Origin of the sequence: Pigmentiphaga sp. H8 (assembly GCF_003854895.1) — a bacterium.
Classification (GTDB): Bacteria; Pseudomonadota; Gammaproteobacteria; order Burkholderiales; family Burkholderiaceae_B; genus Pigmentiphaga.
In genome coordinates this window covers 977253-997822 of the sequence record NZ_CP033966.1, presented here as the reverse complement: position 1 = coordinate 997822, position 20570 = coordinate 977253, and the positions used below count along the sequence as shown (strand labels likewise).

14 protein-coding genes are annotated in these 20570 nt (G+C 70.0%); 11 read left to right on the top strand and 3 right to left on the bottom strand.

The genetic code is table 11. From position 1 onward, the window contains the following. Positions 1-8 precede the first annotated feature (8 nt). Positions 9-440 (top strand): type VI secretion system baseplate subunit TssE, encoded by a 432-nt coding sequence (gene tssE, locus EGT29_RS04770; protein WP_087840934.1) that lies wholly within the window; start codon positions 9-11, stop codon positions 438-440. Here tssE and EGT29_RS04765 read toward each other — a convergent pair. Beyond that, a complete protein-coding gene (locus EGT29_RS04765) occupies positions 425-2314 on the bottom strand; it encodes a hybrid sensor histidine kinase/response regulator (RefSeq protein WP_124687938.1) in 1890 nt (629 codons plus the stop codon). The two genes, tssE and EGT29_RS04765, sit on opposite strands and share 16 nt — an antisense overlap. Before the next feature lie 157 nt (positions 2315-2471). Here EGT29_RS04765 and phnD point away from each other — a divergent pair, with 157 nt between their 5' ends. From phnD to EGT29_RS04725, 8 genes are all read left to right on the top strand, one after another. Further along, positions 2472-3497: a phosphate/phosphite/phosphonate ABC transporter substrate-binding protein gene (gene phnD, locus EGT29_RS04760; RefSeq protein ID WP_238160293.1), complete on the top strand. Its 1026-nt coding sequence runs from the start codon at positions 2472-2474 to the stop codon at positions 3495-3497. 80 nt (positions 3498-3577) lie between these two features. Then, positions 3578-5452 (top strand): MltA domain-containing protein, encoded by a 1875-nt coding sequence (locus EGT29_RS28885; RefSeq protein WP_124687937.1) that lies wholly within the window; start codon positions 3578-3580, stop codon positions 5450-5452. A gap of 100 nt (positions 5453-5552) precedes the next feature. After that, positions 5553-7385, top strand: a complete 1833-nt coding sequence (tssF, locus tag EGT29_RS04750) for a type VI secretion system baseplate subunit TssF (protein WP_124687936.1) — start codon at positions 5553-5555, stop codon at positions 7383-7385. A gap of 4 nt (positions 7386-7389) precedes the next feature. Continuing rightward, complete coding sequence (tssG, locus tag EGT29_RS04745) at positions 7390-8469, top strand: type VI secretion system baseplate subunit TssG (protein WP_124687935.1); 1080 nt, start codon at positions 7390-7392, stop codon at positions 8467-8469. Next, positions 8460-11111 (top strand): type VI secretion system ATPase TssH, encoded by a 2652-nt coding sequence (tssH, locus tag EGT29_RS04740; protein WP_124687934.1) that lies wholly within the window; start codon positions 8460-8462, stop codon positions 11109-11111. The genes tssG and tssH overlap by 10 nt, the downstream gene beginning before the upstream one ends. A 5-nt stretch (positions 11112-11116) precedes the next feature. Further along, positions 11117-13387 carry a type VI secretion system tip protein TssI/VgrG gene (gene tssI / locus EGT29_RS04735; RefSeq protein ID WP_124687933.1) on the top strand — a complete coding sequence of 757 codons (2271 nt, stop codon included), beginning with the start codon at positions 11117-11119 and terminating at the stop codon, positions 13385-13387. Positions 13388-13390: 3 nt separating this feature from the next. Beyond that, positions 13391-14014, top strand: a complete 624-nt coding sequence (locus tag EGT29_RS04730) for a peptidoglycan-binding protein (protein ID WP_124687932.1) — start codon at positions 13391-13393, stop codon at positions 14012-14014. A gap of 49 nt (positions 14015-14063) precedes the next feature. Beyond that, complete coding sequence (locus tag EGT29_RS04725) at positions 14064-16277, top strand: hypothetical protein (RefSeq protein ID WP_124687931.1); 2214 nt, start codon at positions 14064-14066, stop codon at positions 16275-16277. A 24-nt stretch (positions 16278-16301) separates the two neighbouring features. Here the strand turns inward: EGT29_RS04725 and EGT29_RS04720 are convergent, their stop codons facing one another. Then, positions 16302-16691: a DUF4280 domain-containing protein gene (locus EGT29_RS04720; RefSeq protein WP_124687930.1), complete on the bottom strand. Its 390-nt coding sequence runs from the start codon at positions 16689-16691 to the stop codon at positions 16302-16304. Between the two features lie 38 nt (positions 16692-16729). Continuing rightward, positions 16730-17338, bottom strand: a complete 609-nt coding sequence (locus EGT29_RS04715) for an OmpA family protein (protein WP_161567698.1) — start codon at positions 17336-17338, stop codon at positions 16730-16732. Between the two features lie 206 nt (positions 17339-17544). Here EGT29_RS04715 and EGT29_RS04710 point away from each other — a divergent pair, with 206 nt between their 5' ends. Together EGT29_RS04710 and EGT29_RS04705 are read left to right on the top strand one after the other, a co-directional pair. Next, positions 17545-18663, top strand: coding sequence for an ABC transporter substrate-binding protein (locus EGT29_RS04710; protein ID WP_238160291.1), 1119 nt, complete (start codon positions 17545-17547; stop codon positions 18661-18663). 7 nt (positions 18664-18670) lie between these two features. Then, positions 18671-20566: a hybrid sensor histidine kinase/response regulator gene (locus EGT29_RS04705; protein WP_124687928.1), complete on the top strand. Its 1896-nt coding sequence runs from the start codon at positions 18671-18673 to the stop codon at positions 20564-20566. Positions 20567-20570: the final 4 nt, after the last annotated feature.

Genomic DNA, 20570 nt, shown 5'->3' with positions numbered 1-20570 from the left:
CTCCCCTTATGAAGAGCCTGATCGAACGCCTGGAATCGGCGTCGCCGGACAGTGGCCGCGCCGATATCTACGCGCTGCGCGAGGCCGTCTCGCGCGACCTGGAGGCCTTGCTGAACACGCGCTCGGAAGGAGCGCGCCTGATTCCGCAGGCCTATGCCGAATGCCGCAAGTCGTCGCTGACCTACGGCATTCCCGATTTCTCGTCCTACAGCCTGCTCAGCCCGCACGACCGCGACCGGATACGGCGCGCGCTGGAGGCCGCCATCAGCCAGCACGAAAGCCGTCTGTCGCGGGTCAGGGTGGGACTGGAGCCTCCTCGCCAATACGAGCGCGTGCTGCGCTTCAAGGTGGACGCCCTGCTGTCGCTGGGTCCCGACCGCGAGAAGGTGCAGTTCGACGCGGTGCTGCAGCTCAATACGCAGGCCTACGCCGTCAAGTAGCGGTCGCCGCGCGCATCGCGCAGCACCGCCGCCAGCGCCTGCCTGAGCACTTCGCTGGTGACCGGCTTGTGCAGCACCGCGATACCGGCCTCGGCGATCTCGCGCAGCCGGTCCGGCTTGGTCTCGCCCGTGACCAGCAGGCGCGCCGCCCGGCGGCCGCCCATGCCGGGATGGGCGTCGAGCGCCCGCAGCACCTCCAGCCCGTTCTCGCCGTCGCGCAGCAGCAGGTCGGTGATCACCACGTCGGGCGGCCGCGCCCACTGCCCGGCCAGGGCCAGGACCTGCGCCCGGCTCTCGGCCACGGCCACCTCGGCACCCCAGTTGCGCAGCACCAGCGACAGCCCTTCGAGGATATTGGGTTCGTCGTCGACCACGAGCATGAACATGCCCGTGAAATCGACCTGGGCGCCCTGCGCCGGGCAGGACGGCGGCACCTCGGCCGGCGCCGCCGCAGGCGCGACCACGGTCACCACGGTTCCCCGGCCCACGCGGGATTGCAGCCGCAGCGGCATGTCCAGCAGGTCGCACAGGCGGCGCACCGTGGCCAGGCCCAGCCCCAGGCCCCGCGAGCCTCGCGAACTGGACGCGTCGACCTGGTAGAACTCTTCGAACACCTTGTGCTGGTGCTCCGGCGCGATGCCCACGCCCGTGTCCCAGACGCCGATGCGCATCCCTCCCGCGTCCCGGCGGGCGCCAACCAGCACCCCGCCTTGCGTGGTGTGGCGCAGCGCGTTGCTGACGAGGTTGTTCAGGATGCGCGACAGCATGACGTAGTCGCAATCGACCCACGCGTCGGTCTTGCGCACGACCAGCCGCAGTCCCTGCTCCTCGGCCTGGGGACGGAAGTTGCGGCTGATGTCGTCGAACAGGTGGTCCAGCGGGAATACGGCGCGCTGCACGCGCACCGCGCCGGCGTCGATCTGCGACAGGTTGAGCAGTTCGGAGAACAGCCTGTCCAGCGAATGCACGCACTCCTGGATGGAGGCGATGCAGGCCAGGCGCGGCGGATCGGTCTCGTCCGAGCGCAGCGCATCGGCGAACAGCGTCAGCGCATGCAGCGGCTGGCGCAGGTCATGGCTGGCCGCGGCCAGGAGACGCGTCTTGCCCTGGTTGGCGGCCTCCAGCTGGGCGTTCTTCAGGGCCAGTTCCTGGGTAGCCTGCACGATCTGGCTCTTCATGGTCCTGCGGCTGTCCGCCAGCGCCTGGGCCGCCACCTTGAACCCGTGCTGCAGACGGCCGACCTCGGCGGTGGCGCCGGTGTCGACTTCGACCTCCTCGCCTTCGCCCAGCCGGTCGACGACCTCGGCCAGCTTGCGTATGGGCGCGCTGATGCGCCGCGCCGCCCACCAGCCGGCGATGCCCACGCCCAGCAGGCTGGCTCCCAGCAACGCGGCCAGGGTGGACCACAGGTTGCGGCGCGCGGCGGCGATGGAGTCCAGGTCGAACTCCACCATGACTTCGCCGGCGCGCGCCGATTCTTCGCTATCTATGGGTTCGAGCACCTCCAGTCCCGGCGGATCGGTAGGCTTGGTCCAGAAACCCGACTGGGCGACGATCTCGCCATCCAGGGTGCGGATCTGCACCTGCCTGACACCCGGCTGCTGGCTGCCGACGCGGGCGGCGTTGAGCATCGCGCGGCGGTCCATGCGCATCAGCGACGTGCGCGACAGGGTCGCCACCTGGCGGGCCACCGCCCGCGCGTTGTTCTCGGTCAGTTCGGTCAGCTCGGTCAGGTGATGGCGCGCCAGCACCGACATCGCCAGCAGGATGGCCACCGCGGCCGGCACCAGGCTGAGCAGCATCAGCCGCACGGCAAGCGGCACGCTGCCGACGGAGCGGCGGGCAAGATCGGCGAGACGCGGCGGCGCGGCCATGCGGAGACGGAAAGTGACGGTCTCGTGATTGTGGATAGCCGCGTTCGCCAAGACAAGCGAATTCGATTCTTGCAGATTCTGTTGCCAAATATGTCGTCGCTTTCTGTCCGCGCGGGTTGATGCGATGATCCGGTGCCCCGATCCACGCTACCCCATCGTGCATACGCTCGCCCAGCTTCTCGTTCGCCGGATGTCGTTCGCGCTGCTGCTCGCCAGTGCCGCGCTGGCCGTCCTGCCGGGCGTCTCGCGGGCGCAGGAAGCCGCGCTGCGCTTCGGGGTGCTGCCCCTGGGCGGCGCGCTGGAATCGCGCCAGGACTGGAAACCGCTGCTGGACGACATGGGCGCCTCGGTGGGCCGCCCCGTCGTCGCCCTGTCCTTCACGTCCTACGAAGGCCTGCGCCTGGCCATGCAGGAGAACCGCGTGGACCTGGCCTTCGTGTCGGGCAAGCTCGCGCTCGAGGCGGTGCTGCAATACGGCATGGTGGTCCTGAACCAGGTCGTGCGGCCCGATGGCCTGCCCGGCTACCGCTCGGTCCTGATCGTGCGCAAGGACGGCCCCATCCAGTCGCTGGACGATGTCCTGAACCAGCCCGGCAAGTGGCGCCTGGGCATGGGCGAGACGCAATCGATGTCGGGCTACGTCATTCCCCAGCTGCAGCTTTTCGCGCCCCGCGGCATCGCGATCGAGCGCCATTTCCCGAGCGAACTCGTCGACGGCCACCAGGGTACGGCGCTGGCCGTGGCCAATGGCGACGTGGATGTGGCCACCAACAACACCGCCGACCTGGACCGCTTCCGCAGCCACTTTCCCCAGGAAGCCGCGCGCCTGAAGATCATCTGGGAGTCGGATCTTATCCCTCATGGCGCCATCGTCATGCAGCGGGGCTTTCCCGAGGCGATGCGCGACAAGGTGCGCGCCTTCCTGAGCGGCTATGGCCATGGCGCCGGCGCGCGCGGCGATACCGAGCGCGTGGTGCTGAGCCGGCTGCACGGCCTAGCCGGCTTCCCCCCCGCCGACAACCGCATGCTGCTGCAGGTATTGCGATTGGAATACCAGCTCTCGCAGCGCCAGGCCCTCCAGGGCCAGTGGGTTTCGGAACAGGCGCGGCAATCCCGGCTGGCGCGCCTGGCGGCCGAATACGAGGACCAGCGGCAGCGGCTCGCGGCAGCACCCGCGCCTTAGGTCCTATCCCCTAAGTGGTATGGAACGGGCGCGGGCGAGGCGTCACACTGCATGGCCAGGATCCTGTCGGGAGAAGCGCCATGACGCCCGAGACCAGCCATGTTCAAGCGGGCCCGCCGCGGGCCGCGCAAGGCCGGCTGTCCATGACGACCGCCGCCGGTGCCGGCCTGCTGGCCTTGGCCGCCTGCACCGCGCCAACCACGCAGCAGCCGGCGCCCGCCGTGCCCACGGCCGCGACGGCCGCGCCTGCGCCATCGGCGCCGCGCCCGCCCGCGCCCTCGGGCGCCGCCCGCCCCATGCCAGCCGCCGCGCCTGCCCGGGACAACGGCGTACCCGCCCCCGGGCGGGTACCGCCGGACGACCTGGGCACCCCCTTTGCCACCCGCTACGCCCGCTTCGAGCCGGTGCCGTTCTCGGCCCTGCCCGGCTGGTCGGCGGACTCGGCGCGCGAAAGCCTGAGCGCCTTTCGCCAGAGTTGCCTGGCCCTGGGCAAGAAACCGGTCTGGGATGAGCTGTGCACGGCCGCCGGCCGCATCGAGGCCAGCGACGACGGCGGCATCCGCCGCTTCTTCGAGCAGCGCTTCCACGCCTATTCCATGCAGAACCCGGACCAGAGCGACGAAGGCGTCATCACCGGCTACTACGAACCGCTGCTGGAAGGCAGCCGCACGCGCAGCTCCCGCTACCCCTACCCCGTCCATGGCGTGCCGGCCGACCTGCTGTTCCTGGACGCGCAGGTGGCGGCCGCGGGCAAGCGGCAGTGGCTGCGGCTGGACGACCGGCGCCTGACGCCCGCCGCGCCCGGTTCGCCCGGCGCGCGGCAGTACGACGTGGACATGGGCGGCCTGACGCCCGGCATCCGCGACAAGCGTTATCGCGTGCGGGCCGAGGGCGGCCGCATCGTGCCGTACTGGTCGCGCCAGGACATCGAACGGCGCGCGCTGGACGCGCAGGTACTGGCCTGGGTGAACGACGCCTACGCGCTGTATTCGCTGCAGATCCAGGGCTCGGGCAAGATCCGGCTGGCTGGCGGCGAAACCCTGCGTGTCGCCTATGGCGAACAGAACGGCCATCCTTTCCTGCCCCAGGCATCGAGCGCCGACACCGCCACCGTCGGCGCCGCGATCAAGACCCGCGGCCTGGCGCTGGGCGCCAGCAGCGCCGCGGCCACCTCGTCGGCCGCGCAGCCGATGGCCAGCCCGCGCGCCGCCCCGGCCATCCAGCGCGATCCCGACGTGGCCCGCATCATCGCCGCCTTGCAGGGGCGCGGCAGCGCGACGCCGGCGCGTCCGGCCGTGGCCGCGCCGGCCGCCGCGACACCCGTGGCCACGGCCGCCCCTGCCGCCCCGCCCGCCAGCCGGCCCGCGGCCCCCGATCCCGAGGTCGCGGCCATCATCGCCGCGCTGGGCGGAAAGGCTCCGGCCCGACCCGCCGCGAGTCCCGCGCCCACGCCCGCCGCCTCCGGGGACGTCTCCCCCGCGGCGCCCACCGCCATGGGCGGAGCGGGACAGGCAACCGGCATCCCCGACCCCAGCTACGTGTTCTTCCGCCTGATTCCCGATGGCCCGCAAGGTCCGCTGGGCGCGCTGGGCGTGCCGCTGACGGCGGGCCGTTCGATCGCGGTGGATCCGCGCACCACGCCCCTGGGCTACCCGGTCTTCGTTTCCACCGGCGACCCGTCGCCCACGGTGGGCACCGTCAACCGGCTGATGTTCGCGCAGGATACCGGCGGCGCCATACGCGGCACGGTACGCGCCGACTACTTCTGGGGCTTCGGCCCCTCGGCCGGCGACCGGGCCTCGCGCATGAAGGAAACCGGCCGCATGTGGCTGCTGCTTCCGCGCGATCTCCAGACCTCGGCGATGACGGCGGCGGTGCGCACCCGCTCGCTGGGCGGCCCCGCGGTGCTGGCCGAATGCGTGGTGCCCGATCCGGACAACTGCGTGGAGCAATAGGGCGCGCCCCGATGCCACGAGTAATAGGCCATTCGGCGAATGGCCCGGGGCGCCGTCCCCTCCTAGACTGCATACTCCAACGCGCCGCATCGCCCCGCCCATGCTCGAGGAACTCCTTCCCTACTACGAAGACGAGCTCACGCACCTGCGCAAGCTCTCGAAGGAATTCGCCGCGCGCTATCCCAAGATCGCGGCGCGGCTGCTGCTGGACGGCGACGTCTACGAAGACCCGCACGTCGAGCGCCTGATCGAGTCCTTCGCCTTCATCGCCTCGCGCATCCACAAGAAGCTGGACGACGACTTTCCGCAGATCACCGAGGCCTTCCTGTCGGTGCTGTATCCGCACTTCCTGCGGCCGGTGCCCTCGATGTCCATCGCCCAGCTGCTGCTGGCGCCGGGCGCGGAGCTGAGCGGCGCGCAGCGCGTCGAGCGCGGCACCACGCTGCTGACGCGCCCCGTGCAGGGCGAGCCCGTGCGCTACCGCAATGCCTGGCCGGTGGAGGTCTGGCCGCTGGAGGTCACGGCCGCCCGCTGTGAATCCATCGAACGCTCGGCCTTCGCGCTGCGCGGCGCGGAAACGGCCGCCACCATCAGCGTGCGCGTGGAGACCCGCGGCCAGGCCAGCTTCGCCAAGCTGGGCGTCGACACGCTGCGCTTCTATCTGGATGGCGAAAGCCCGCTGGTGCACGCGCTGCACGAACTGCTGCTCAACAGCACCAGCCGCGTGCAGATCGCGGCGGCCGAGGGACAGCCCGCGGTCGAGCCGCTGGAACTGCCCGCCTCCTGCCTGCGCCCGGTGGGCCTGGGCGAAAGCGAAGGGCTGCTGGACTACGATCCGCGCTCGTTCCTGGGCTACCGGCTGATCCAGGAATACTTCGTCCTGCCGGAGAAATTCCTGTTCGTGGACCTGGCCGGCCTGGACCTGCGCCGCTTCGCGCGCGGCATCGACATACGTTTCCTGATCGCGCCCTTCGGCCGCCAGGAACGCCTGGGCCGGCTGGAGCAGACGGTGGGGCGCGATACCTTCAAGCTGCACTGCACGCCCATCGTCAATCTTTTCTCGCAGCCGGCCGAACCGGTGCGGCTGACCCACGAACTGCACGAGTATCCCGTGATCCCCGACGTGCGGCGCCCGCTGGGACTCGAGGTCTATTCGGTGGACGGCGTGCGCCGGCACACCCGCGGCGTCTCGCAGGAACACGTGCGGGAGTTCCTGCCCTTCTTCTCGGTGGCGCACGGCCTCGAACAGGAGCCGGGCACCTACTGGATCGCCCGCCGCGTGCCGTCGGCGCAGCCCTCGGACGACGGCACGGACATGCGCATCGCGCTGGTCGACAAGGACATGGATCCCAGCGTGCCTTCAGTGGACACGCTGTCAATCATGCTGACCTGCACCAACCGCGACCTGCCGGCGCTCCTGCCCTTCGGCGGCGAGGACAGCAACCTCCAGCTCGAGGACGCCGGCGCCGTGTCAGGCGCGCGGCTGCTGAAGAAGCCCACCGCCACCTGGCGCGCGCCCATGCGGCTGGCCAACCAATGGCGGCTGATCTCGCATCTGGCGCTGAACCACCTGTCCATCGTCGAAGGCGGGCGCGAGGCGCTGCTGGAGATCCTGAGCCTGTACAACTTCACCGACTCGGCCAGCCTGCGCAAGCAGATCGCCGGCATCGTCGACGTGGCCGGCGCGCCGTCGGTCGCGCGCGTGGGCGCGGCGCCCCGCCAGGCCTTCGTGCGCGGCACCGACATCACGCTGACCTTCGACGAGAACCAGTACGTGGGCTCGGGCGTGTACCTGCTGGCCTGCGTGCTCGATCGCTTCTTCGGGCTGTACTGCACCGCGAACTCCTGGACCCGGCTGACGGTGCGGACCTTGCAGCGCGAAACCGCCATGGCCACTTTCGCCCCGCGCTCGGGCGACCAGCACCTGGTGTAGCGACATGGCCGCCCCCGCCCACAGCCACCTGGCCCTGCTGCAAGCGCACCCGGAGCGATACGGGTTCTTCCAGGCCGTGCGACTGCTGCTGCGCGGTGCCGGCGTGCCGGCCGGGACGCGCGCGATTCCCCCCGCCACGCTGCGTTTCGGCACCACGCTGGGCCTGTTCTTCCCGCCGAACGAAATCGCCTCCATCGATCGGCCGGCATGGGCCGGGGCCGACGGACCGCAGCTGATGCGGGTGAATTTCATGGGCCTGGCCGGCCCCTCCGGGGTCCTGCCTCGCCACTACACCGAGTGGCTGATGGCGCTGCGCCAGGCGCGCGATCCGGCCGCGCAGGACTTCCTGGACCTGTTCAACCACCGGCTGATCGAGCTGTTCTGGCGCGCCTGGGCCCGCCATCGACCCGAGGTGGCGTTGGAATCGGACGCCGAATCGGGCGTGCACCGGCACGTCTACGACCTGATAGGCATGGGCACGCCCCATCTGTACGGCAGCCTGTTTCCGCGCCGCGCGGCCGAATCCCAGGCGCGGCGGCGCCCGCTGCCCGGCGCGGCGCTGGGCTATTACGCCGGCCTGCTGTCGCAGCGGCCGCACGGCGCCGGATCGCTGGCGCAGGTCATGAGCGACTACCTGCGCGCGCCGGTCACGGTGGAAAGCTGCGTCGGCACCTGGCAGGACGTGCCCGCCGGCGACCGCACGCGCCTGGGCCGGCAGGCCGCGACGCTGGGACGGCAGTGCGTGCTGGGCAGCCGCTTCTGGGACCGGCAGAGCACGCTGCGGTTGCGGGTGGGTCCGATGCGGCGCCGCCATTTCGAACAATTGCTGCCGCCCCCGGACAAGCGGACCGGCTGGCTGGACGGCACGGTGGAACTGGCGCGGTTCATGACCGGGCTGGCGCTGGACCTGCGCATCCGGCTGGCGGTCCGTGCCGACGAAGTCCGGCCGCTGCGGCTGGGCGTTGCCGCCACGGATGCCGCCCGCCTGGGCTGGAACACCTGGCTGGGCGGACGGCGCGGCGCGCGGCCGGCGGACGACTGCGAATTTCAATTCAGCGCAACGGGAGGCCAGTCATGGCGGTGAACCTGCGGGCATTAGTGGGGCGCCTGAACGGCGTGTGCAAAGGCGCCATGGAAGGCGCGGCCGGCCTGTGCCTGTCGCGCACCCATTACGACGTCGAGATCGAGCATCTGCTGTCCAAGCTGCTCGAGGCCGAGAACACGGACGTCACGCGCATCCTGCGCCAGTTCGACATTCCCCCCGACCAGGCGCGCAAGGAACTCGACCGCGCGCTGGACACGTTCAAGACCGGCAACTCGCGCACGCCGGCGCTGTCGCCCCATCTGCCGCTGCTGCTGGAGCGCGCCTGGGTGTTCGCGTCGGTCGAATACGGCGAAGCCAGGATACGCAGCGGCCATCTGCTGATCGCGCTGCTGGCCGACGCCGACCTCAAGCGGCTGCTGGCGCCCGCCATCAAGTCGGTGCAGGGCATCAACCTGGAATCGCTGCAGCAGAACTTCCACGCCATCGCCGCGGCGTCGGCCGAAGCGCGCGACGCGCTGGCGCTGGGCGACACCGGCGCGCCGGCCGACCAGGCGCCAGCCGCCGACGGTGGCGGGGGCAAGCCCAGCGCGACGCCCAACCTGGACCGCTTCTGCATCGACCTGACGCAGCGGGCGCGCGAGGGCCACCTGGACCCGGTGCTGGGCCGAGACGAGGAAATCCGGCTGATGGTGGACGTGCTGTCGCGGCGGCGCCAGAACAACCCCATCCTGACCGGCGAGCCCGGCGTGGGCAAGACCGCCGTGGTCGAGGGACTGGCGGCCCGCATCGTGGCCGACGACGTCCCGCCCGTGCTGCGCGGCGTGACGCTGCTGTCGCTGGATCTGGGCCTGCTGCAGGCGGGCGCCAGCGTCAAGGGCGAGTTCGAGAACCGGCTCAAGGGCGTGATCGACGAGGTCAAACGCAGCCCCAGGCCCATCGTCATGTTCATCGACGAAGCCCACACGCTGATCGGCGCGGGCGGCGCGGCCGGCCAGAACGATGCGGCCAACCTGCTCAAGCCGGCCCTGGCGCGCGGCGAGATGCGCACCATCGCCGCCACCACCTGGAGCGAATACAAGAAATACTTCGAGAAGGACGCCGCGCTGACCCGCCGCTTCCAGGTGATCAAGGTGGACGAGCCCGCCGACGCCAAGGCCGTCGGCATGCTGCGCGGCGTGGCGGCGGCCATGGCCAAACACCATCGCGTGCGCATCCTGGACGAGGCCGTGGCCGATGCCGTGAAGCTCTCGTCCCGCTACGTGGCGGGGCGCCAGTTGCCGGACAAGGCCGTCAGCGTGCTGGATACGGCCTGCGCCAAGATCGCGGTCGGCCAGCATGCCACGCCCGCCGCGGTGGAGGATGCCCAGCGCAGGCTGGAGGCCCTGGCCACCGAGCGCGCGCAGCTGGAATCCGAGGCCGCCACCGGGCTGGATCACACGGCGCGCCTGGCGGAGATCGCGGTCGACACGGACCAGGTCCAGTCCGACCTGGACCGCCTGAAGGAAAAATGGGAGACCGAACGCAAGCTGGTGGCCGAGATCGGCACCCGCCTGGACGCCCTGGCCGGCCTGCCGGCCGACGCCCCCGAGCGCGCCGGCGCCGCGCAGGAGCTCGACCGGCTGCGCGCCGAACTGCGTACGGCGCAGGGCGATGCCCCCATGGTCCATGCGCTGGTGGACGGCAGCGCCGTGGCCGAAGTGATCGCCGGCTGGACCGGCATCCCGGTGGGCCGCATGGTGGCCGACGAGATCGACGCCGTGCGCCGGCTGGACGCGCTGCTGGCCGAACGCGTGATCGGCCAGGATCACGCCCTGCAGGCCATCGCCCAGCGCGTGCGCACCTCGCGCGCCAACCTGGAGGACCCGAACAAGCCCAAGGGCGTGTTCCTGCTGGTGGGCACCAGCGGCGTGGGCAAGACCGAGACCGCCATCGCGCTGGCCGACATCCTGTACGGCGGCGAGCGCAACATGATCACCATCAACATGTCCGAGTACCAGGAGGCCCACACCGTCTCCAGCCTGAAAGGCTCGCCGCCGGGCTACGTGGGCTACGGCGAGGGCGGCGTGCTGACCGAGGCGGTCCGCCGGCGGCCCTACAGCGTCGTGCTGCTGGACGAGATCGAGAAGGCCCACCCCGACGTGCTGGAGCTGTTCTTCCAGGTGTTCGACAAGGGCAACATGGAGGACGGCGAAGGCCGCGAGATCGACTTCCGCAACACGCTGATCATCCTGACCTCGAACGCCGGCACCGACGTCATCATGCAGGCCAGCGACAACGGCCGCACCCGGCCGCCCGTGGACCAGCTGCTGGACCTGCTGCGCCCGGACCTGCAGGAGGCCTTCAAGCCCGCGTTCCTGGGCCGCTGCGCGCTCGTGCCTTACTACCCGCTGCGCGACGAGAACATGAAACGCATCGTGCGCCTGAAGCTGGACAAGATCGCCCGGCGCATACGCGCCAACCACGCGGCGGCGTTCGAATACGACGAGGCGCTGGTGGACGCGATCGCGCAGCGCTGCACCGAAGTCGATTCCGGCGCGCGCAACATCGACAACATCCTGACGGGCACCCTGCTGCCCGAGGTGGCCGACCTGGTGCTGGCCCGCATGGGGGCGGCCGAGGCGATTGCCCACATAGGCGCCGGCATCGGGGCCGACGGCGGCTTCGCCTACAGCATCCGCTGACGGCCATGGCTATCTCCACCGCCGAACGGCTGTTCGACCTCGCCACCCCGCTGGGCGACGATGCCTTGCTGGTCGAACGCTTCGAGGGGCACGAAAGGCTGTCCGAGCCCTTCCGCTTCCACCTGACGCTGGCCTCGGAACAGGAGGACATCAAGCCGTCCGCTCTGCTGGGCCAGCGCGTGACCTTGCGCATCTACACCGAGGACGGCGAACGCCACTGGACCGGCTGGGTGTCGAGCTTCGAGCGTGCCGGCGAGCCGCGCCAGAACGACGGCGACAACCACAGCACCCGCTACGTCTGCGACGTGGTGCCGTGGTTCTGGTTCCTGCAGCTGCACGAGGATTCGCGCATCTTCCAGAACCTGAGCATCCCCCGGATCGTCGAGGCCCTGTTCAAGGAGTTCAGCTTCTCGGACTACGAGCTGCACCTGACCGAGGACTACCCGGACCTGGTCTATTGCACCCAGTACCGGGAAACCACTTTCAACTTCATCTCGCGGCTGCTGGAGAGGGCAGGCATCCACTACTTCTTCCGCCACGAGGAAGACGCCGAGATCATGGTCCTGACCGACAACCGGGACAACAACCCCAAGCTGGAGACGGCCACGCTGCCCTTCCATCAGCAGATCCTGCTGGAAGAACGCGACGGCATCTCATGGCTGTCGCGCCGGTTCGCCTCGCGCACCGGCCGCTACGTGTCCAACGACTACGACTTCACCAAGCCCGGCACCGACATGCGGGTTTCCATCAATTCCCTGATACGCGTGGGCAACAACGCCGAGTTCGAACGCTATCGCCATCCCGGCGGCTACGCCGAACTGGCTGACGGCGACCAGTTGACCCGGGTGGAAATCGAGGCCGAGGAAGTCGAGTACGAGACGCTGGAGGGTTCCAGCAACGTCCGCACGCTGACGCCGGGCTATGTGTTCGAGCTGGAAGACCACCCCATCGACGCGATGAACGAGGAATACCTGGTCGTGTCGGTGGAGCACAGCGGCACCAACAACCTGGGCGACCTGGGCGGCGAGGAAGCCAGCACCTACGGCAACCGGCTGTCGGTGATTCCCCACCGGGTCACGTACCGCGCGCCGCTGCGCACGCCGCGCGGCCGCGTGAACGGCCCGCAGACGGCCGTGGTCGCCGGCCCCAAGAGCGAAGAGATCTACACCGACGAATACGGCCGCATCAAGGTCCATTTCTTCTGGGACCGCCGCAGCCACCGCAACGAGAAAAGCTCGTGCTGGCTGCGCGTGGCCCAGGTCTGGGCCGGCAGGCAATGGGGCGCGATGTTCATCCCCCGCATCGGCCAGGAGGTCATCGTCGACTTCCTGGACGGCGACCCGGACCGGCCCATCGTGGTGGGCAGCGTCTACAACGCCGACAACATGCCGCCCTACGCCCTGCCCGCGGAGCAGACCAAGTCCACCATCAAGACCATGTCGAGCAAGGGCGGCGAGGGCTTCAACGAGATCCGCTTCGAGGACAAGAAGGGCGAGGAACAACTGTTCGTGAACGCCCAGAAGGACATGGACGTGCGCGTGGGGAACGACCGCCGCACCGCCATCGGCAACGACGACCACCTGGTGGTCGAGCGCGACCGGCTGACCGAGATCAAGCGCCACCGCCACGAGAAGATCAAGCAGGACCGCGTGGCCGAGATAGGCGGCGACGACCACCTGAAGATCGCCGGCATGCAGGCCGTGGCCATCACGGGATCGCAGTCGGTGAAGGTGGACGGCGGCGTGGGCGAATCCTTCAAGAGCCACAGCGAGTCCGTCTCGCAAAGCTACTACCTGAAGGCCGGCATGAACGTGGTGCTGGAGGCCGGGGCCAAGCTGTCGCTCAAGGTCGGCGGCAGTTTCATCGACATCTCGGCGGGCGGCATCTACATCCAGGCACCCATGGTGATGATCAACAGCGGCGGCGGCCCGGCCTCGGGCAGCGCGGCCTCGCTCGTGTCCCCCATGCAGGTGCTGCAGGCCGCGCTGGCCACGCACGCCGACCCCGGCCAGGTATTCAAGGACGGCGGGGACGGCGACGAGCCGACGCACGACCAGACCTCGGACGAGAACAAGGACAAGACGCACTACATCGAGGTCCAGCTGCTGGACGAGGAAGGCCAGCCCGTGACGGGGGAACGCGTGAAGTTCAAGCTGCCCAACGGCAAGACCGCCACCCGCTCCACCGACCAGGAAGGCGTGGCGCGAGTGGCCCGCCTCGACCCGGGGAACTGCGAGATCAGCTTCCCCGGCCTGGACGACTCGGCCTGGGAGTAAGCCATGCCCAACTACACGGTGGCGGAGAACGACAGCATCGCCAGCATCGCCAAGGATCACGGATTCCTGTGGAAGACGATCTGGGAGCACGGCAGCAACGCCGGCCTGCGCGCCAAGCGCAAGGATCCCAACCAGCTCGTGCCGGGCGACGAGATCTTCATTCCCGACAAGGGCAAGAAATCGGTCAGCAAGCCGGTGGACGCCCGCCACACGTTCAAGCGCAAGGGCGAACCCACCAAGCTCAAGCTGCGGCTGACGGTGCTGGACGAGCCCCGCGCCAAGGAGGCCTATACCCTGGTCTTCGGCGACAAGGTGATCCATGGCGTGACCGACGGCGACGGCAAGCTGGAACACCCCATCCCGGGCGAGACGCGCAGCGCCACGCTGACGCTGTCCGAGGGCGCCGAGGTCTATGACATCGCCATCGGTGCGTTGCGGCCGGTCAGCGACACCGCCGGTGTGCAGCGCAGGCTGGAGAACCTGGGGTTCGATTGCGGCGGCGAGAGCGGGAGCATCGGCGACGCTACCCGCGATGCGCTCAAGCGCTTCCAGAGCCAGTATGGATTGGAAGCAACCGGCGAGCCGGACGATGCGACGCGCGCCAAGCTGGAAGAGCTCCATGTCTAGGAGATGCCTTCACCACGCCAGCGCCTCGACGACCGAGGAGAAATAAGCGATGGGACTACTCGAAAGCGCGGCCGGCACAGCGGCGGACAAGGCCGATAGCGTCGCCGGAAAAGACTCGACCGTAGGTGGACTGATCGACGACGTCGCCGGCAAGCTGGGCGGTGGCGCCGGCGGCGTGCCCAATGGCACGCCGTACTACTACGCCCGCGATCCGCTCAACGACAAACTCGGCCAGCCGCAAAAACTCTTCCTCAAGCCCACCGCTCAAGGCTCGGAAAGCCAATCCTCCGACGAGAACCGCGGCAGCCGCCCGATGCCCATCGAGTTCATTCACTTCGGCAAGGTCCATGGCGACATGAACGACACCTTCGCCGGCAAGGGGCCACCAGGACACGGCATAGGCTGCCGCGACGCCCTGCTGCGCGAGACCATGTTGCTGTTCAGCTTCGTCGACGCCGCCAAGCACGTACTCGAAACCAATATGCAAGGCGCGATCGGCGGCGCCATGGAAACGGTCGGCTCGCTGCTGGGCAGCGGCCAGAAATCCGCGGCGGTCGGCCCCGAGCAATTCCTGCCGCTGCTGGTCAAGATCCAGACCGCCGGAGACAAACTGAACGTCGGATCGATCGACTATCCGACCCTGCACCAGGCCGGCGTGGACCTGCACCAGGTGCGCGCCGACTTTGCCGTGCTGTGCGCCTCGGCATTCAAGCCGGGAGCCGGCGGAGGCGCGGGGCTGCCGTCGCTGCCCCTGCCCGGGCCGCTGGGGGCCGTCGGCGGGGTGGGCGGATTCATCGCCGACATCCCCAAGTACCTGTTCAAGGCCCAGGACACCTACAAGGCCATGTTCCAGGCGGCGCGCGCCGAATATGAAGCCGGCATCGAAGAAGCCTGCCGGGCCTTCTCCGTCACGGCGATACGGAACGGCCGCGAGCCCACCTTCGGCATCTGGTTCTTCGAGAAGGAAGCGCCGGACGCACAGGGCGCGGGTTCGCCCGCAGCCCCCAAGACCTACGCCGACAACCCCCTGGGCAAGGCCGAAAAAGCCATCGACGATGCCCAGGACAAGGTCGAGGAAGCGCAGGAGAAGGCCAAGGGCGCCCAGGAATCGCTGACCGACTGGCTGGAGACGGCGGGCGCCCGCACGCGCCCCGGTAGCGATGCGCTGGCCGCGGCCTTCGCCACCCTCTCGGGCGGATCGCGCTGGAACGAACCTCGCACGGATCTCAAGAACCTGAACAAAATCGTTCCCGCGCCGGCGTTGATCGCACGGGCGATCTCCGAGGGCACTGGCATCCAGCCGCTGCCCGGCTTCGTCGACACGGTGGTCCGGGAGATCGCCAAGGTCTCGGTCTCCATTCTCGAGCGCATCTACACCAATCTGCTCCTGGCCGCCGGGGACGGCGACCTTCGCGTGCTGACCGCGCTGTCCACGCGCGAAGCGCTGAGCAAGCTGATCGTGGACCTCGTGTTCAAGCTGGCGGGTTTTCCGCCGCCAGGAGACAACAAGAACGCCGAGGGCGAGACCCAGCTGGGCAAGGTCAGCATGGGCAAGCAGCAATTGCTCAACAAGGGCGCGGAGCTGCTGCGCGATTTCCTGACCAAGCATGCCGCCCACCTGGACGTCATCATCGATTTCATCGTCGAGGAACTGAGCGGGGAATTGCAGAAGATGCGCGGGCAGGCGCTCAGCAAGGATGCCCGGACCATGGAGATCTGGCTGGGCCGGCTACCCATGCTGCTGGCCCTGCAGGTGCGCAACACCCTGTTTCCGCTGTTCAACCTGCTGCTCGATGCCTTCGGCCTGGGCGATACCGTGGGGCAGACCGTGTGGAATCCGGTGCGCGACAAGATCAAGCAGGCCACCGGCGTGGTGCAGGACGTCAAGCACACCAAGGACAATCTCCTGGAAGCCACGGAACAGGCCAGGGAAAGCGGCAAGAAGATGGACGATGCGGTCAGCCAGCTGGGCGACAACAAGTTCAACTTCCTGGATCCGGCCAACAGCGCCAAGGATATGAAGGACAAGGTCGGCAACGTCGACCGGGCACGCAAGGACGGCGTGCAGGACGTCCTGGACAAGGCCACGGGCGCGGACGAAGACAAGGCCAGGTCGCTGCTTGGCGGTGGCGACGAGGACAAGCCGCCCGCCGGCGATGCCCCCTTCAGCAACATCCGGGTGGACGACAGCGATGCCGTCCGGCCCGAGAAGCCCGCCATCGATCAGGTCGGCAAGGTCGTGCTGAGCACCGAGGCGGCATGACGCCGGGCCTGGCGGCCCGCCCCGTCAAGGCACGAGTTCGGTCACCTGCCCCGGCATGGTGATGGTGATCACCCCGCCCCAGTTGCACATGCAGGTCGAGGTGTTGTTCAGGACCGGCTGGTTGGCCAGCATGACGGTGGGCGATCCGGGCACCCAGGGACTGCTGGTCGCGGGCACGCAGGGCATGGGGGTAAGCACGCCCAGGGCGGCGGAAGTCGCCGAGGCGACCGAGGGGTTGCCCAGGCTGGCGCACATGCCGAAGGGCATGATGTTGACCATGGGCTTGTGGTCCATGATGTTGGCCGCCGGCTGGTTCGAGGACATCATCTTGTTGACGGGCAGCACCACCAGGGACGAGGGCGCCACGCCGAAACTGCATTGCAGCAGCGCCCCGTTGACGACGTGCATGGCCATGGCGGTCCTCCCGCGGCGCGCCGGAATCCGGCGCGCGGTTAAGACCCGGTGGCGATGATTTCCACGCGCCGATTCTCGGCGGCACGCGGGTCGGCCGGGTTCAGCAGTTCGGTCGGGCCCTTGCCCACCGTGCGCAGCCGCGCGGCGTCGACGCCATGGCCCACCAGGTAGGACTTGACCGAGGCGGCCCGCCGCTGCGACAGGCGCATGTTGTAGTCGGCCGACCCCACCCCGTCGGTATGGCCCGCGACGGTGAACATGCGGCCCTTGAGCTCGCTCGAGGCCAGGGCCGCGGCCAGGTTGTCGATGGACCGGCGCGAGCTTTCGGCGATCTGGTCCGAACCGAACGCGAACTGGATCTGCATGGAAATGGCGGCGGGCGCCGCCGGTGCCGGCGCTTCGGGCATCGCGGTGGCCTGGGACGAGGCGCCGGGGCGCAGCGCGCGCGTGCGCACGCCGGCGGTGGCATCGTCGCCGCCGCCGGTCTTGAGCTGGTCGATGATCTGGTTGACCGAGGGCGTCTCGGTGCCGAAGTTGCCGGACTGGGCATGCCCCGGATGCGGAATCGCGAGGGCGGCCGCGCAGGCCAGGGCCGCGGCGGCAAGGGGACCCGAGGGAAAGGCGCGGGGCCGGACGGAGGTTTTCATGGCGCGCACTCCAGGAAGATGGCAGGCGGATGCCATAGTGTGCGCAAATCCCCGGTCCGGATCGATATGCCAAGCGGCCTATCCCATCGCACGCGGGCGTGGCGCTTGCAGCGGCGCGGCGGCTGGCGGCATAGGCCCTCTGCCCTATCGCCGCGCGCGCCAGGCTTACGTAGATTGCGGATACAGCTTCCACGAATCCTCGCAACGTGTTCCGAAACTCCGCGCCGCCTCTGTTGCTGCTTCTGCGCCGGTTGGCCCTCCTATGGCTGGCCGCGCCGCTGGCCGCGTCCTGGGCGGCCGACATGACGCTCATCCTGGACGATACGATCCAGCAGTACGGCGAGTTCGCCGCGCAGATGCGCAGCGTCAACGCCGCCTCGCACCGCCTGACCCAGGGCAAGGTCGACATCCTGCCGCTGGACTCGCTGCGCCAGCTCGACGGGCAGCAGGCGGCCGCGCCGCGCTCCGGCCCCGACGACGGCGATTCCGTCCTGGCCGGCGTGCGCACGCGCAGCGCGCGCGGCTCCATGCTGCCCGACACGGGGGCCTCGGCCTCCCCGCCGCCGGCCCGCGCCGAAGGCAGCGGGCCGGGCGTGCTGGTCGCCGTGGGCCCCAGGGCGGCCCGGGCCGTGGTCCTGCGCGCCGGCAACGAACCGGTGCTGCTGGCCCTGCTGGGTCGCCTGGAGTACGAGGAGCTGCGTGCGCTGCCCGCGCTGCGCCGCCCCGATCGCGCCATAGGCGTGCTGTTGCGCGACCCGGCGGCGGCCGAACAGCTCAGCCTGATCGACGCCGTGCTGCCCGGCAAGCGCCGGGTAGGTGTCGTGACCGCACCCCAGGCCGAACCGCTGATGCGCGAACTGGCCAGCGCGGCCCTGACGTGGCCGGCCCAGCATCCGTCTCGCGGCGGCCGGCCCTGGGCCATCACCGCCGCCGACGCGCCCGATTCCCACGCGCTGACCGGCGCCTTGCAGACCGTCGTGCCCGCCAGCGACGCGCTGCTCGTACTGCCCGACCCGGTGGGGTCGACGTCCGCCGCGGCCCTGGCGCTGCTGCAATCGGCGGCCACGGCCAACCTGCCGGTCTTCGCCACCAGCGAAGCCATGGTGCGCGCAGGCGCCCTGGCGGCGCTGGTACCCGGCAACGCGCAACTGGCCGAACAGGCTCATGCCCTGACCTTGCGGCTCCGGCAGGCGCCTCCCGGCCCGCCGGTGGTCGAGGCCCCGCGGCGGCTGACCGTGCGCACCAATCCGCACGTGGCCAGGCGGCTGGGGCTGGCCCTGCCGCCCGACGACGACCTGACGGCGGCCGTGGCGCGCCGGGACTAGGGCTGCCATGCCTCCCATGCTCCCCGCCGCGCTTCGATCGGACAGCCTGCAACGCGACCTCATCCGATTGGGCGTGCTGCCGTGCGCCACCGCCGCCGTGGCGCTGACGCTGTGGTTCACCCACGAGCGCCTGGACGCGCTGGAACAGGCGTTCCGCGCCAACGGCGCGGCGATCGCGCGGCAGCTGGCCGTGGCCAGCGACCTGAGCCTGTATGCCGGCGACGTGGAGACTCTGCGCGATCTGGCCGAGAACATGGTGGCCAAGGGCATCGCCTCGCGCGTCGAGATCGGCAATGGAACGGGCATCGCCATCGCGGCGGGTCCCGAGTCGGAGAAGCTCAAGCATGCCCGCCCCTTCGCCGAGCCGGTGCGCCTGCGCGCCACGCGCGGCCTGACCGACTACCCCCGCCCCGGCGGACCGGCGCTGGACATCGGCACGGTGCGGGTATTCCTGGACGATGCCGAACACCGGAGCGCGCGCGCGGCCTCGATGCTGGCCGGCGGCCTGATAGGCGGAACGGCCCTGCTGCTGGCCTGGCTGTCGGCGCGCCACATGGCGCGCGCCGTCGCCCGGCCGCTGAAGCGGATCTCCGCGACCGTCTCATCGCTGCAAGGCGGCAAGCTGGACGCCCGCTGCGGTCCCTGTGGCCGCAATGAAATCGCCGCCCTGGCCAGCGACGTCGACCACATGGCGCAGCGCCTGCAGGACGCCTATTCGTCGCAGGAAGCGCGCATCCAGGCCGCCACCCGGGAAGCGCTCGCGCGGCTGTCGCAGGCCGAGCAGGCCACGCGTTCGCGCACGCGCTTCCTGGCCACGGCCAGCCACGACCTGCGTCAGCCGGTGCATGCGATGGGGCTGTTCATCGACGGCCTGCTGCCCACCGCCAGCCCGGCGCAGCTACCCGCCATGCAGCGCCTGCAAGAGGGCACCCAGGTCATGAGCGCGCTGCTGGATGCGCTGCTGGACATTTCCCGGCTCGACGCCAACGTGCTGTCGCCGTCCTATGCCCCGGTGCGCGTGCGCGACCTGTTCGAGCAGCTCGACGCCATGCATGGGGCGGTCGCGCGCGAGGCGGGCGTGGAGCTGGTATGGCGCGACCGGGGCCGCGCGGTCATGACCGATGCCGGCCTGGCCATGCGCGTGCTGGACAACCTGGTGCGCAACGCCGTGCGCCACAGCGAGGGCGGCCGGGTGCTGGTCGCCGCGCGGCGCGACGGCGCCGGCACGCGGATCGAGGTCCGCGACAACGGCATAGGCGTCGCGCCCATCCAGCAGTCGCGCATCTTCGAAGAGTTCTACCAGGTCGCCAACCCTCAGCGCGACCGGCGCAACGGCTTCGGCCTGGGACTGTCCATCTGCGCCCGCATCGCCCGCCTGCTGCAAACCGACATCCGCGTACGGTCCGCGCTGCGCCGCGGCAGTACGTTCTCGCTGCTGCTGCCCACGACCGATGCGCCGCCCGTGGCGCCCCAGGCTGCTTCTCCCGATGCCGCCGGCACGACCTCGCTGGACCTGGACTGTCTGCTGATCGACGACGACGAGGCCATCCTGGAGGGAACGGCCCACCTGCTGCGGCAATGGCACTGCCGCGTGGACCAGGCGCGCACCGCCGACGACGCGCTGCGCAAGCTGCGCGACGCCAGCCGGCGCTACGACGTGATCCTGTGCGACCTGCAGCTGGGCGACAGCGACGACGGGCTCGCGCTGCTGCTGCAGGCGCGGGAGCTGCGGCCGCGCGCCACTGCCATCATGATCTCGGGCACGACCACGCCGGACATCCTGCAGCGGATACGGGAAACCTCGGTCACGCTGCTGACCAAGCCGGTCGCGCCCGCCAAGCTGCGCGCGCTGCTGGGACGCTGGACACCGGCCGGGCGCGGCGCCCGGTCGGCCAGTCTCTAGGTCC

What these genes read in the sequence shown, in the direction of transcription:
- tssH (WP_124687934.1), top strand. Translation starts at nt 8,460, where the DNA reads ATGGCGGTGAACCTGCGGGCATTAGTGGGGCGCCTGAACGGCGTGTGC.
- tssG (WP_124687935.1), top strand. Translation starts at nt 7,390, where the DNA reads ATGGCCGCCCCCGCCCACAGCCACCTGGCCCTGCTGCAAGCGCACCCG.
- tssE (WP_087840934.1), top strand. Translation starts at nt 9, where the DNA reads ATGAAGAGCCTGATCGAACGCCTGGAATCGGCGTCGCCGGACAGTGGC.
- EGT29_RS04730 (WP_124687932.1), top strand. Translation starts at nt 13,391, where the DNA reads ATGCCCAACTACACGGTGGCGGAGAACGACAGCATCGCCAGCATCGCC.
- EGT29_RS04705 (WP_124687928.1), top strand. Translation starts at nt 18,671, where the DNA reads ATGCCTCCCATGCTCCCCGCCGCGCTTCGATCGGACAGCCTGCAACGC.
- tssI (WP_124687933.1), top strand. Translation starts at nt 11,117, where the DNA reads ATGGCTATCTCCACCGCCGAACGGCTGTTCGACCTCGCCACCCCGCTG.
- EGT29_RS04765 (WP_124687938.1), bottom strand. Translation starts at nt 2,314, where the DNA reads ATGGCCGCGCCGCCGCGTCTCGCCGATCTTGCCCGCCGCTCCGTCGGC.
- EGT29_RS28885 (WP_124687937.1), top strand. Translation starts at nt 3,578, where the DNA reads ATGACGCCCGAGACCAGCCATGTTCAAGCGGGCCCGCCGCGGGCCGCG.
- tssF (WP_124687936.1), top strand. Translation starts at nt 5,553, where the DNA reads ATGCTCGAGGAACTCCTTCCCTACTACGAAGACGAGCTCACGCACCTG.
- EGT29_RS04715 (WP_161567698.1), bottom strand. Translation starts at nt 17,338, where the DNA reads ATGAAAACCTCCGTCCGGCCCCGCGCCTTTCCCTCGGGTCCCCTTGCC.
- EGT29_RS04725 (WP_124687931.1), top strand. Translation starts at nt 14,064, where the DNA reads ATGGGACTACTCGAAAGCGCGGCCGGCACAGCGGCGGACAAGGCCGAT.
- EGT29_RS04720 (WP_124687930.1), bottom strand. Translation starts at nt 16,691, where the DNA reads ATGGCCATGCACGTCGTCAACGGGGCGCTGCTGCAATGCAGTTTCGGC.